The following is a 13,506-nucleotide window of genomic DNA, read 5'->3' on the forward strand; positions in this document are numbered from 1 at the left end:
GCGAATGCCCACGGGCATCCGCCAGGACGACATCGGTCGTATGGCAGGCATTGTCGAATAGCATGGCCCGCGTAAGCTGCCTTCACACAGAACACTCCAACCACGAAGAAATGCCCATGCCCGCTTTTCCCACTGGGACCACCGTGCTCGACTCCATGCTGTTCCGGGACGCCTTCGGCACGCCCGAGATGCGGGAGGTGTTCTCCGATATCGCGCTGGTGGCGCGCTATGCCGAGGTCGAGGTCGCGTTGGCGAAGGCAGAGGCCAGATGCGGCGTGATACCGCAGGACGCCGCCGATCAGATCGCGGCCCGGACCAATGTTGCCGCGCTCGATTTCGATCTGTTGCGGCAGGAGACCGACATCGTCGGCTATCCGATCCTGCCGTTGGTGCATCAGATGGTGAAGCAGTGCGGCGAGTCTGGCCGCTACGTGCATTGGGGCGCGACCACGCAGGACATCATGGACACCGCGGTGGTCCTGCAACTGCGTGCCGCGCTCGAAATCGTCGAAAGGGACATTGCCGAACTGCGCCGCATTCTTGCAGACCTGTCCAAGCGATATCGCGATACGCCGATGGCGGGCCGCACCCATCTGCAGCAGGCGCTGCCAGTGACGTTTGGCTACAAGACCGCGATCTGGCTCGCGATGTTCGACCGTCATGCCGGGCGTCTGACGCAGTTGAGGCCGCGCGTCCTGGTCGGCCAGTTTGCCGGCGCTGCCGGCACGCTGGCTTCGCTCGGCGACAAGGGATTCGAGGTGCAGGAGGCGCTTTGCGCCGAGCTGAAGCTCGGCGTTCCCGCCTCGACCTGGCACGTCGCGCGCGACGGCTTTGCCGAGGCCGTGAACTTCCTGGCGCTCGTCACCGGCTCGCTCGGCAAGATAGCGCTCGACATCATGATCATGGCTTCGACCGAGTTTGCCGAGCTCTACGAACCCTTCGTCAAGGGGCGCGGCGCCTCCTCCACCATGCCGCAGAAGCGCAACCCGATCTCCTCCGAACTGATGCTTGCGGCGTCCAAGGCGGTGCGCCAGCATGCAGGCCTGATGCTGGATGCGATGGTGCAGGATTTCGAGCGCGCCACCGGCCCCTGGCACGCCGAATGGATGGCAATCCCAGAAAGCTTCGTGCTGACCGCCGGCGCGCTGCACCAGGCGAAGTTTGCGCTCGCAGGCCTCATCGTGGACGAGGCGAAGATGAATGACAATCTCGCCATCAGCCGCGGCCTGATCGTGGCCGAAGCGGTCATGATGGGGCTCGCGCCGCAAATCGGGCGGCAGGAGGCGCATGACATGGTCTATGACGCCTGCCGGCTCGCCAATGAGAAAAGTCTCTCGCTGGCGGATGCGCTTTCATCCGACTCCCGCGTCTTGAACTGCATCGACCGTGCCACAATCGAGGCACTCACCTCGCCAAGAAATTACCTCGGCCTTGCGCCCGCCATGGTTGACCGGGTGCTGAAATCGGCAACGCGTTGAAAACCAATATGCGTGAAACTGCGTATCTCTCCCTGCCGCAAGGTGCTCGCGCACTTGCGCCTCGCGATCCTGGGCTTAGATTGAACGAGAGACTTTCGGCAGAGGGCCCCGTATGACTGATCACCGCAATTCCGCTACTCCCATCAATCCCGCGAAACTCGACCGGCTGGCCGAGGTGGCGGTGAAGGTGGGGCTGGGTTTGCGGCCGGGGCAGGATCTTCTTCTGACGGCGCCTGCGGTCGCACTGCCGCTGGTGCGGCGGATCGCCGTGCACGCCTACAAGGCCGGCGCCGGCATCGTAACGCCGATCCTGTCGGATGAGGAGATGACGCTGGCGCGCTACCGCCACGGCCACGACGATAGTTTCGATCGTGCTGCCGGCTGGCTGTATGAGGGCATGGCCAAGGCATTCTCGGACAACACCGCACGGCTCGCCATCGTCGGCGACAATCCGATGCTGCTGTCGGGCGAGGATCCCTCCAAGGTGGCGCGCGCCAGCAAGGCCAATTCCATGGCCTATCAACCGGCGCTGGAAAAAATCGTCAATTTCGATACCAACTGGAACATCATCGCTTATCCGAGCCCTTCCTGGGCCAGGCAGGTGTTTCCTGACGACCCTGAGGACGCCGCAATCGGCAAGCTCGCGGATGCAATCTTTGCGGCGTCCCGCGTCGACCGTGAGGACGCGATTAGCAATTGGGCGAGCCACAATGCGGTCCTGCGCGAGCGCACCAACTGGCTCAATGGCCAGCGTTTCCGCGCGCTGCAATATTCGGGGCCGGGCACCGACCTCACCATCGGACTTGCCGATGGCCATGAATGGGAAGGCGGCGCCTCGCTCTCCAAGAACGGCATCAGCTGCAACGCCAACATTCCGACCGAAGAGGTCTTCACCACGCCGCATTGCCGCCGCGTCTACGGCCACGTCGTGAGCTCGAAGCCGCTGTCTTACCAGGGCACCCTGATCGATAACATCTCGGTGCGCTTCGAGGACGGCAAGATCGTCGACGCAAAGGCCTCGCGCGGCGCGGAGGTGCTGAACAAGGTGCTCGACACCGACGAGGGCGCGCGCCGCCTCGGCGAGGTGGCGCTGGTGCCGCATTCCTCGCCGATCTCGCAGAGCGGACTGTTGTTCTACAACACGCTGTTCGACGAGAACGCGGCGTCCCACATCGCGCTCGGCCAGTGCTACTCGAAATGCTTCGTCAACGGCGCGCAGCTCACGCCGCAGCAGATCGCCGCGCAGGGCGGCAACCAGAGCCTGATCCATATCGACTGGATGATCGGCTCGGCCGAGACCGACATCGACGGCATTCTCGCCGACGGCAGCAAGGTGCCGGTGTTCCGCAAGGGCGAGTGGGCGAAGTAACCTGCTCACCTCTCCTGTAGGAGAGGTGAGCACCGCGATTGGCTGTCAGAACCTCGAGCGCGAGGAGCATCGATGACTCCCTCGCGCATTTTGTCGCACCCCCCGGCAAAGATGGGTTCACATAGTCCAATTGGCAGGAAATCACTGCGTTAACGCGCTTCGCGGCTTCAACTACGGCCGATTGTCGAGGCCTGCGTAAGGAAGAATTAAAAGCCGATCACTAGCGTCGCGAGGATCATTGAAACAGTCCGGGCTCCGACCCGGTCAAACTTATTTCATTCCCCGAGGAAACAGATGTCGCGCGCAATGATTGAGATCGGCAGTTGCAATGTGGATCTGGAGCTGCGGCCGATCGAGCCGTCCTGGATCATCGAGGGTAACCCGGTGTCGCGCTCGCGCGTCCTGTCCACCAGTGCCGACGGCACGGCCCAAACCATCATCTGGGCCTGCACCGAAGGGCGCTTCAACTGGTACTACGATATCGACGAGACGATCATGATCATGGAAGGATCGATCGTGCTCGAAAGCGACGGCATGCCGCCGAAGCGCTACGGCCCCGGCGACGTCATTTTCTTCCGCGACGGCGCGCATGCCAAATGGCATGTCGAAGGGCACGTCAAGAAGATCGCCTTCTGCCGCAAGACCAATCCCGTGATGATCGGCTTTCTGATCCGTGTGGTCAACAAGCTCAAGAAGATGTTCACCTCCAGCGGCGAGCGCCGTCCGGCCTCCTTGATGGGTGCCGGCTAGAGCCCGAACAATAACGTTTCAAGGACGCTTCCCAGCGGCCACGACGGAAGAGGGGCCGGGATCAACATCCCGGCCCCTCTTCTCGTCACGACGGCAGTTCGAGCTGATAGAAATCGATGGCGGTCTGCGAGAACAGCGCCGTCTTTTCGGCCTCGCTCAGGGCCGCCGCGATGCGCTTGAAGGCGTTGAAGATCACCTGATAGCTGCACTGGCCCTTGTCCGGCGGGAAATTGCTCTCGAACATCGCGCGCCTTGGGCCAAATGCCTCGATGCAGGTCTCGACATAAGGCCGCCAGGCTGCGGCAAGCTCCTCGGATGACGGCGGCTTCTCGCGCCGATGGAAGTCATAGCCGAGCAGGCACATCGCGAGCCCGCCGAGCTTAACCACCACGTTCTCGCATTTCGCGATCTCGCGGATCGAGGCGCGCCACTGCGAAAACACCTCCTCGCGCCGTCCCGCAAAGCGGCCGACGCCGGCGGGGCCGCCGCAATGGTCGAGCACGATCCGGGTGTCGGGGAAGGCGCGCGCAAGCTCGGTCAGTTCGCCGATCTGCGGATGAAACAGCCAGGCATCGAAGCTGAGGTTCAGCGGCGCGAGGCAGGCAAATCCCTTGCGGAAGGTCGGATCCTGCAAAAGGCCCTTCGGCCGGTTCGCATACATGCCGGCGACCACGGGGTCTTCGTCCCAGGCCGAGGAATGCCTGATGCCGCGGAAGCGGCCGTGGCCCGCCGCGATCTCCGCTTCCAGCACCGGCTTGGCCGCGTCGCCCAGCAGCAGATTGGCGTGGCTGACGATGCCCGCACAGATCGCCGCCTTGCCGTAACCACCGCTCGCGCTCATCGCCGCGACGCCGTTGGCGAACTCGACCTCGCCGACGGGCCGGAACGCCTCTGGCCCATGCGCACGATACATCGAGCGGCAATCGACATAGACGGTTGCGACGATGTTGTGGCCAGAGGCGATGTCGGCCGCCATCTCCTCGATCAGATAGCGGTGCCCGCGATTCCAGAGATGGTGGTGAGGATCGACGATCGGCCGGGGCGCATCGATGATCTCCTCCTGGTGCTGCGCAAGCCAGTCCTCGCGCGGCTCGACAAACAGTCCGCTCGTATTGGCAGGCAATCCACTTGCGGTCATCGGCGTTCGCTCCCTCTGTGTTTGTGCTGGGAGCCTAGCACCTCATCTCGTCACGCGGCAGCGCGCGTCATGCAACCGCACCCGTCATCGCTAGCACAGCGGCACAGTCGTCAGCCCTCGCGCCGCTTTGCTTTCACATCGACCATCAGCCGCCAGTCCGCTACGGCGGTCGGCCTGACCTCCCCGAGCCAGTGAAAGGAATTGTCGGTAATCTCCGTAAAGCTCCAGCGCGTCAGCTCGCCGGCTTCGGTCGTGCCTTCCTGTACGATGGCGTCGCCGCGCGGACGGCCGATCTGCTGGCGGAACACGCTGCGGCCTGGATCGAACCAGGAAATCCGCCACGCGGCAATGGTTGGGTCATAGATACGCAGCGTCGTGCCGTACCAATTGCCGGCGATCGGAAAGGCCGGGCTGCCGGCGGGACGAGGAATCATCCAGACGTCCTGCACGGCGCGCCCCTCCAGTACCCAGCCGAAATGGATTTCGCCTGACGCTGTGTGTTTGGTTCCATCGAGCCCGTGGGCGGTGATTTCGGCGTCCCAGTCGCCGACAAAACGACCGTAAAGCTGCAGCGCCTCCGCGTGCTCTGGGTTCGGTCCGTCCGCATGCAACAATCTCGCAAAATCTGTCATGTCGATCTCCTCTTGCGAGGAGATCAGCATGAACGTGCCTTAGCGACTTGGAGAAAATTGCCGTCCGCGGTCGTCAGGTCTTGCGTGGCGACAGATGCCTCATGCCGCGATCGGTCGCATCGTTCGTTCGCCGGCTCGCTGAACGTTCCGCCAGCCAGATGACGATGATGGAGACAATGACGAGGACCGCGCCAAGCAGCATCAGACGTGAAAACGGCTCGCCCAGAATGACGGTACCGAGCAGCACTGCGATCACCGGGTTGACGAAAGTGTAGGTCGATACCAACGAGGTCGAGACGTTCTCCAGTAGCCAATTGTAGGCGACGAATCCGATCACGCTGCCTGAGATGATCAGCCAAAGCGCCGCGGCAAGCGAAGTCGGCGAGACGTCGCTCGGCCTGAAGCTTGGGATCTCGCCCGTCAGCCAACTGATTGCGAACAACACGGCACCGCCGATCGTAAGCTGCATGCCCGACAGCAGGACGGCGGACGCCTGGTGCGACATGCTCCGGGACAGGACGGTCCCGACCGACCATGACAAGGCCGCAGCCAGGAGAAGGACGACGGGAAGAATGCTGATGCCCGCCTGCTCGACGTTCTGCCACGCCACGAGACCAACGCCGAAGAAGCCGGGCACGAGCGCAAGCAGGGCGAGGGGTTTTGGTCGCTGATCGCCGGGGAACAAGACATCGATCAGCAAGATCCAGAACGGGATGGTAGCAAGAACGATCGCTGCCGCGCCCGAAGGAATCGATTGCTGGGCATAAGCGAGCACGCCGTGGCAGCCGACGAAGAAGAGCAGTCCGCAAAGGCTCGCCCGCGCCCACGCCTGCGAGGATACGTTTGCGACCTGCCCACCGCTCATCGCCAATAGCGCAATGCCGCCGCAGAACGAGCGGAGCGCCATCAGCAAAAATGGCGGGATCGATTCTAGGCCCAATGTGATGGCAAAGTAGGTGGAACCCCACAGCAAATATATCGCGGCGAATGAGCCGAGGATAGAAAATCGTCTGCTCATGATTGCTCCGACCAAGGATGATCTTGAAGCAAACCAAGTCAGAGGACGTTCATGTGTTCCGGCTTCGCGCGTCAGACCCCGTCGAGGATGATCACGGTCGGCTTCGACGGCAGAGCATCCCGCGAGATCCGGAACGACCGCTCGATGCGCTGGTCGATCTCGAACTGCTGGCCGATCCGGCGCATGAAAGTGTCGAGCGGGGTGGCGAAGCGGTGCATCGGCAGCACCACCGAGGCGCGCAGCCGTTTCGTGATCTCGGAGATGCCGTCCAGCGACATGGTATAGGTGCCGTCGATCGGCACCATCACGATGTCGAGCCGCCCGATCTGGGCGAAATGGCTGTCGTCGAGCTTGTGATGAAGATGACCCAGATGACCGATGCAGAGGCCGGCGACCTCGAAGATGAAGATCGAGTTGCCGTCGCGGATCATGTCGGCGCCAGTATCGTCGCCGAAATAACGGCGGATGTCGGTGGTGACGTTGCGGATGAAGGTATCGCCGATGCGCTCCGATACGATCGCCGGCTGGCCGTCCACGCCCCAGCCGTGCAGCACATGGGGAATGCGCTTGTCCGGGAATAGGGTGTAGTGCGTGCTGTGCGCACGGTTCATGGTGACCACATCGGGCAGCGGTCCCACCTGATAGGCGCCGCTATAGTCGGTGGCGATGCGCAGGCCCCCGGGCGTATCGATGAAATAGGTGGAGTGGCCGGCATAGGTGATCTCGACCTCGGCTGAGCCGGCGGCCTGCCGGAACGCGACCGGCAGCGCGCGCGGCGTCGCGTTGGCCATCGCCAGGCATTCGCTGCGTTGAGGTGGCTGTTGGGCGAGGGCAGGTGCGAGGGATACGCCGAACAGCGCCAAAGCCGCCGAAACCAGTCGCCACATGCATCCGTCTCCGATGACTTCACGAGAAAGTCTAGCGTGCAATGCGGCGCGTGGCCAATGGGCTGCGATCAACAGCGCGTCAGTGTCGCACCTTTCGCTAGCGTGGCTTATTCACGCCGCGGGCTGAACTTCCAGGTGATGGCAATGAGGCTAGCCGTGATCAGGCCGCTGATAAGGCCGGCGATGGGGAGAGCGAGCAGCAGCGCCGCAGTCGCGGCCCAACCGATCGAGGAGAAGGCTTCGGCAAAAGTCGCAAGCCGCGAGGAGGTCTGGCGGCGGCGGAATTGGCTGCGCCGGGCCTGCACCCGGAACCAGAGCTGGATCGCGGTGGCGGAGGCCGCACTGATAATGATTGCGCCGGCGCTAATTGCCGCCTGGATTGGCGAGGCGAAGGCCAGCGCCGCCACCAGAGGGCAGAAGATCACGGCGGTCGCGATCAGCACCACCTCGATCTTGGCACGGATGACGCTGGATGGCGTCAGCGGCGCGGTCGCGACCAGGTCGGGCGCGTCCTCGCCCGAGATGGTCAGCCAGGCAAGCCCGCCGGCAAGCTGTCCGGCCGCCATCACGATGACAGGCGTGATCAGCGTCAGCGCTGCCGAGCTGTCGGCAAAATTTCGCCAGAGCAGCAGCGCCGGCGGCACCAGATAGAGCAACTGCATCAGGGTCTGCGAGATCAGCCAGGGATCGCGCCAGAGCAGCGAAAATTCCTTGCGCCGCAGCGCCTGCTGCCGCGATCCGCCGCGGAATGGGCGCTCCTTCGCGCGCACGCGGCCGGATGCGCCATACGCCGCCGCATCGATGGCGGTATCGGCAAAGCGGCCCGAAAAGATCGCCATGACGCTTCCGAGCAGCACGAGCCCGAGCGCGAGAAGCAGCAACAGCGCCTCGCAGTCGCCCATGGTCGCCCGCGCCGGCCACCACCAGATGCTGTCGACATCAGGCGCGTAGGCGGCGAGGCTACCCGAGGTCAGGATGGTGAAGCGCGACAGCGTGCCGTAGGACATGATCGCGGCGACCTGAAGCGCGATCACGAAGCCAGCGCCGATGACCGCGGCGAGGATCTGGGCGATCAAGCGCGTCCGCGCCGGCCCGATCAGCCGAAACAGGAGAATGGTGACGGCAATCGCGATCGCCGCCGCCGACAGGCCCATCGCGACCACGACGCCCAACGCGCTGAGCCATCGCGCACCGCCGCCGATCACCAGCACGTCGATGAAGGGCGTCGAGAACAGCAGCGCCATCACCGTGACGGTCAGCGCGATCGCGGCAATGCGGACCGAGAACAGGTTGGCCAGCCTCGCCGGCGAGGACATGATGAGGTCGAGATCGGCACGGGCGTAAAACACCCGTGTCACCGATTCGATCGCCTGCGACAGCATCAAGCTCCAGGCCAGAAAGATCGTCGCCGAGATCACGATCAGCGAGGCCTTATCGAGCGGCAGTTGCAGATCGGCGAAGCGGCCGATCACCGCCCAGGCCGGCACGTGCAGGAGTGCTGCGAAGAACAACAGGCCGATGACGGCGGCGCGCGCTCGCTTGCGCTGGCCGCCGGTCATCATGGCAAACCATTCGCGCCAGGCGAGCCGGAGCTCGTGACGAGCGAACCAGGAGAACGCGGTCGCCGAGCTCATGCGGCGTCCGGAAACGTCACCAGCGCGATGAAAAGGTCTTCCAGGCTGGTATTGTCATGGCCGTTCTGCCGGCGCAGTTCGTCAAGCGTGCCTTCGGCGACCAGATGGCCCGATGCGATCACGCCGATGCGGTCGGCCATGCGCTCGGCGACCTCGAGAATATGCGTGGTCATGATGACGGTGCAGCCGGCGCGGACGCGCTCGCTGAGGAGGCCCTTCACATGGCGGGCGGAAACGGCATCGAGCCCCGTCAGCGGCTCGTCGAGGATGATGAGGCGGGGATCGTGCACCAGCGCGCCGGCCAGCGCCACCTTCTGGCGCATGCCTTTGGAAAAGCCTTCGCAGCGTTCGTGCCGATGCGACTCGAGGCCCAGCGAGCCGAGAAGCTCCTGCGCAACCGGTTCCGAGCTGGACGGCGCGATACCCCAGAGACCGGCGACGAACTCGAGATATTCAAGCGGCGTCAGCTTGTCGTAGATCATCGGCTCGTCGGACACCCATGCCATCATCTGCTTGGCGGCGACCGGATTTTGGAGCGCATCGATGCCGAAGATCGAGACGCGTCCGGCATCGGGCCGCAGCAGGCCTGCGACCATGCGCAGGGTGGTGGTTTTGCCGGCGCCGTTAGGGCCGACCAGGGCATAGAATTCGCCGGCATGAATGGTGAGATCGAGGCCATCGACCGCCAAACGGTCAAAACGCTTCGTTAACCCCAGGACTTCCAGCGCCGAGCTGTCCGGCTTCATGACGGCCACACCATCCGGTTTTGCATCGTCCGCGACCATGACTTTAAGATGTTTCGGCACCGTGAATCTACGGCCGACAAATTCCGTTATCCTAAAGGCAAGTGTCCGTTTGTTGACAGCGCTTGGCGGTTCAGGCTGAATTGGCCTCGGACAAATGGCGCTGACGCAGCGAAACGACTGCGTAGCGACTGGACACAAGATGCAACAAGGCGGTCAGGAAGAACCGTTGGTTGCGTCGGGAGGATGCGCGGCGATGCTGGATTTCGTTCAGCAGCTGGTCAGCGGTGTTGCGCTCGGCTGCGTCTACGGCCTGATCGCGCTCGGCTTCGTGCTCGTCTACAAGGCCACCGAGGTCGTCAATTTCGCCCAGGGCGATCTGATGATGCTCGGCGGCTTCTTCGCCTTCACCTTCATCGGCATGATGGGTCTGAACTACTGGATCGGCTTTGCCGGTGCCGTGGCCGCCATGGCGCTGTTCGGCATGCTGGCGGAGCGCGTGGTGGTGCGGCCGATCCTCGGCTATCCACAATTCTCCATCATCATGGCGACGATCGGCCTCGGCTATTTCCTGCGCTCGATCGCCGGCATGATCTGGGGCACCGACGATTTGAAAATCGAGACCCCCTTCAGCCAGGGGGTGCTGCGCATGGGCTCTCTGGTCCTTGCCTACGACAAGCTCTCGGTGATCGCAGCAACAATGATCCTGTGCGCGCTGCTGTGGCTGTTCTTCAACAAGACCACGCTTGGCACTGCGATGCGCGCCAGTTCCGAGAACATGCTGGCGGCCTATTACATGGGTATTCCGGTCAAGCGCGTGGTGTCGATCGTCTGGGCCATTAGCGCGGCGGTCGCCACCTGCGCCGGCGTGCTGCTGGCGCCGATCACCTTCATCCATTCCAATGTCGGCCTCGTGCTCGGCCTGAAGGCCTTTCCGGCCGCCGTGCTCGGCGGCTTCGGCTCGATCCCGGGCGCGGTCGTCGGCGGCGTGCTGATCGGCGTGATCGAGAGCATGGCCGGCTTTTATTTGGCCGAAGGTTGGAAGGACGTCGCACCCTACATCGTGCTGCTCGCCGTGCTGCTCTTGAAACCTGAAGGCCTGTTCGGCCTCCACGTCCGCAAGAAGGTCTGAACGCCATGCGCTTCCTGTTCAAGACCGATTATGAGGACGACATCAAGCTGTTTCCGCATTCGGGCTACGTCGCCACCTATGGCGTCCTGCTCGCACTGCTGCTGATCGCGCCCTATCTGCTCTCCAGCTACCTGATGAGCCAGCTCGTCTTCGTCTGCATCTATGCGACCGTCGGCGTGGCGCTGCTGATCCTGACCGGGTTTACCGGCCAGGCTTCGCTCGGGCACGCAGCGTTCCTCGCGATCGGGGCCTATACAGCGGCGTATTTGCAGAAATACAACGTGCCGTTCCCGGTCTACTTCCTCGCTGCCGGAGTTTTGACCGGGATCATCGGCGCGATGGTCGGCTTTCCCGCCCTGCGCCTGACAGGCATCTATCTCGTCATCGCCACCATCTCCTTTGCCTTGATCGTCGAGGAGATCCTGGCGCGCTGGGAGAGCGTCACCAACGGCAATGAAGGCATGCGGGTCAAGACGCTATCGCTGCTCGGCGTCACGGTCCCGCGCGACAGCCCGACCTTCTATTACCTCTGCCTTGCCGTGCTGGTGCTGACCATCGTCGGCACGCTCAATCTGCTGCGCTCGCCGACGGGCCGCGCCTTTGTTGCGATCCGCGACTCCGAGACCGCGGCGCGCAGCATGGGCGTCAATGTTGCGCTCTACAAGGTGAAGTCCTTTGCGATCTCGGCGGCGATCACCGGTTTTGCCGGGGTGCTGTTCGCGCACAAGCTCTCGTTCATCTCGCCGGAGATGTTCACGCTGCAGCTCTCGATCGAGTTCATCATCGTGATCCTGATCGGCGGCGCCTTCAGCCTCCACGGCGCGGTTCTGGGCGCGATCTTTATCGTGATGATCGATCCGTTCCTGACTTACCTCAAGGACGACATGCCCGGCATTATCGCCGGCATCGCCGCGACATTTGGTGCGAGCTCGGCGACTGCGGGCAACATTCAGTCCAAGGTCGCAGCCTTCGCCTCGCTCAACGGCCTGAAAGGCGCGATCTACGGCGTCATCATCGTGCTGTTCGTGCTGTTCGAGCCGCTCGGCCTCTACGGCCGCTGGCTCAAGATCAAGCTCTTCTTCCAACTGTTCCCGCTCTACAAGCGCGCCACCTTCAAGCGGCAGAAGATCTACGTGAAATCGGAGCGCAACCGATGAGCTATTTCCGCGCCGAGAACCTGTCGCTGCACTTCGGCGGTCTCAAGGCCGTCGATACGGTCTCGTTCGCGATCGAGAAGGGCGAGATCCTCTCGATCATCGGTCCCAACGGCGCCGGCAAGAGTTCGATCTTCAACCTGATCTCGCGCATCTACCGGCCGACGTCGGGCCGCATCTTCTTCGAGGACCAGGACATCACCGAACAGCCGCCCTACGACATCGCCAAGCTCGGTATTGCCCGCACCTTCCAGAACATCGAGCTGTTCGAGAACGCGACCGTGCTCTCCAATCTGCTGGTTGGACGCCACCGCCATTCCACCACCCAACTCTGGCAGGAGCTGCTGTTCCTGCCGAGCGTACGGGCCAACGAGAAGGTGCACCGCCGCCGGGTCGAGCAGGTGATCGAATTCCTCGATCTCGAACCCTATCGCGACAAGCTGATCTCGGGCCTTCCCTATGGCGTGCGCAAGGTGATCGAGCTGGCGCGCGCGCTGTGCTCGGAGCCGAAGCTGATCCTGCTGGATGAGCCGTCCTCCGGCCTCAATGTCGAGGAGACCGACGACATGTCGTTCTGGATCCGCGACATGAAAAACGAACTCGGCGTCACCGTGCTTATGGTCGAGCACGACATGTCGCTGGTGAACCGCGTTTCCGACCGCGTCATTGCTCTCAACTATGGCCGGGTGCTGGCGATGGGCTCTCCGGCCGAGGTGCAGCAGCACCCCGATGTCGTCGCCGCGTATCTGGGAGCCTGAGTCGATGGATGCGACCGCGACACCCGAGACCATCTTGAAACTCTCGAACATCGAGAGCTATTACGGGCCGATCATGGCGATCCGCGGCATCTCGCTGGAGGTACCGCGCGGCCGCATCGTCACGCTGCTCGGCGCCAATGGCGCCGGCAAGACCACAGTGCTCAAGACCATCTCCGGCATCCTCGATCCGCAGAAGGGCGCGATCGAGTTCATGGGCAAGCCGATCCAGCGCATGGAAGCCGACAGGATCGTGCGGCTCGGCCTCAGTCACGTGCCGGAGGGGCGCGAAGTCTTCCCGTTCCTCTCGGTGCGCGAGAACCTGATGATGGGCGCCTATCCGCGCCGGGACCGTGACGGCGTCGCGGAAGATCTGGAGCGCGTCTACGGCTATTTCCCGCGCCTGAAGGAGCGCATCAACCAGCCGGCCGGTCAGCTCTCCGGCGGCGAGCAGCAGATGTTGGCGATCGGCCGCGCCCTGATGAACCGGCCGACGCTGCTCCTGCTCGACGAACCCTCGCTCGGTCTGTCGCCGCTGATGGTGAAGGAGATCTTCACCATCATCCGCCGCGTCAACGAGGAGCAGCGCATGTCGATCCTGCTGGTCGAGCAGAACGCCAAGGTGGCGCTGGAGACCGCGCATTACGGCTATGTCCTGGAGATCGGCCGGATCGTGATGAACGACACCTGCGACCGCTTGATGCATTCCCAGGACATCCAGGAATTTTACCTTGGCGCCAAGGAAGTGGGCGCTAGAGGCGAACGGCGCTGGAAAAAGAAGAAAACGTGGCGTTAGATGGACGAGCCCCTCCGCAA

General features: G+C 63.2%; 13 protein-coding genes. 7 read left to right on the plus strand and 6 right to left on the minus strand.

Annotation, left to right across the window (positions count from 1 at the left end):
* The first annotated feature begins 116 nt into the window (after window positions 1–116).
* From pcaB to IVA92_RS07420, 3 genes are all read left to right on the plus strand, one after another.
* On the plus strand, window positions 117–1,478 hold the full coding sequence (pcaB, locus tag IVA92_RS07410) for a 3-carboxy-cis,cis-muconate cycloisomerase (protein ID WP_247281719.1): 1,362 nt from the start codon (window positions 117–119) through the stop codon (window positions 1,476–1,478).
* A 112-nt stretch (window positions 1,479–1,590) separates the two neighbouring features.
* Entirely contained in the window at window positions 1,591–2,847 is a 1,257-nt protein-coding gene (locus tag IVA92_RS07415; protein ID WP_247281718.1) for an aminopeptidase, read from the plus strand.
* Window positions 2,848–3,141: 294 nt separating this feature from the next.
* Entirely contained in the window at window positions 3,142–3,597 is a 456-nt protein-coding gene (locus IVA92_RS07420) for a cupin domain-containing protein (RefSeq protein WP_247281717.1), read from the plus strand.
* An 85-nt stretch (window positions 3,598–3,682) separates the two neighbouring features.
* Here the strand turns inward: IVA92_RS07420 and IVA92_RS07425 are convergent, their stop codons facing one another.
* From IVA92_RS07425 to IVA92_RS07450, 6 genes are all read right to left on the minus strand, one after another.
* Window positions 3,683–4,735, minus strand: coding sequence for an amidohydrolase family protein (locus tag IVA92_RS07425; RefSeq protein ID WP_247281716.1), 1,053 nt, complete (start codon window positions 4,733–4,735; stop codon window positions 3,683–3,685).
* A 110-nt stretch (window positions 4,736–4,845) separates the two neighbouring features.
* A complete protein-coding gene (locus IVA92_RS07430; protein WP_247282044.1) occupies window positions 4,846–5,367 on the minus strand; it encodes a hypothetical protein in 522 nt (173 codons plus the stop codon).
* 73 nt (window positions 5,368–5,440) lie between these two features.
* Window positions 5,441–6,385 (minus strand): EamA family transporter, encoded by a 945-nt coding sequence (locus IVA92_RS07435; protein ID WP_247281715.1) that lies wholly within the window; start codon window positions 6,383–6,385, stop codon window positions 5,441–5,443.
* Window positions 6,386–6,456: 71 nt separating this feature from the next.
* Complete coding sequence (locus tag IVA92_RS07440; RefSeq protein ID WP_247281714.1) at window positions 6,457–7,272, minus strand: MBL fold metallo-hydrolase; 816 nt, start codon at window positions 7,270–7,272, stop codon at window positions 6,457–6,459.
* 107 nt (window positions 7,273–7,379) lie between these two features.
* Complete coding sequence (locus IVA92_RS07445) at window positions 7,380–8,906, minus strand: permease (protein WP_247281713.1); 1,527 nt, start codon at window positions 8,904–8,906, stop codon at window positions 7,380–7,382.
* The gene (locus IVA92_RS07450; protein WP_247282043.1) at window positions 8,903–9,652 is read right to left on the minus strand and encodes an ABC transporter ATP-binding protein; all 750 of its coding nucleotides are present in this window, start codon (window positions 9,650–9,652) and stop codon (window positions 8,903–8,905) included. The genes IVA92_RS07445 and IVA92_RS07450 overlap by 4 nt, the downstream gene beginning before the upstream one ends.
* Window positions 9,653–9,905: 253 nt before the next feature.
* On the opposite strand from IVA92_RS07450, the gene IVA92_RS07455 reads away from it, so the two are divergent.
* Genes IVA92_RS07455 through IVA92_RS07470 form a run of 4 tightly spaced genes read left to right on the plus strand, consistent with a single transcriptional unit; the run spans window position 9,906 to window position 13,486 of the window.
* Window positions 9,906–10,781 (plus strand): branched-chain amino acid ABC transporter permease, encoded by an 876-nt coding sequence (locus IVA92_RS07455; protein WP_247281712.1) that lies wholly within the window; start codon window positions 9,906–9,908, stop codon window positions 10,779–10,781.
* Window positions 10,782–10,786: 5 nt separating this feature from the next.
* Window positions 10,787–11,938 carry a branched-chain amino acid ABC transporter permease gene (locus tag IVA92_RS07460; protein WP_247281711.1) on the plus strand — a complete coding sequence of 384 codons (1,152 nt, stop codon included), beginning with the start codon at window positions 10,787–10,789 and terminating at the stop codon, window positions 11,936–11,938.
* A complete protein-coding gene (locus tag IVA92_RS07465) occupies window positions 11,935–12,693 on the plus strand; it encodes an ABC transporter ATP-binding protein (RefSeq protein WP_247281710.1) in 759 nt (252 codons plus the stop codon). Before IVA92_RS07460 ends, IVA92_RS07465 begins: the two co-directional genes overlap by 4 nt.
* 4 nt (window positions 12,694–12,697) lie before the next feature.
* Window positions 12,698–13,486 carry an ABC transporter ATP-binding protein gene (locus IVA92_RS07470; protein ID WP_247281709.1) on the plus strand — a complete coding sequence of 263 codons (789 nt, stop codon included), beginning with the start codon at window positions 12,698–12,700 and terminating at the stop codon, window positions 13,484–13,486.
* Window positions 13,487–13,506: the final 20 nt, after the last annotated feature.

This window comes from Bradyrhizobium sp. 154, assembly GCF_023073875.1.
GTDB lineage: Bacteria > Pseudomonadota > Alphaproteobacteria > Rhizobiales > Xanthobacteraceae > Bradyrhizobium.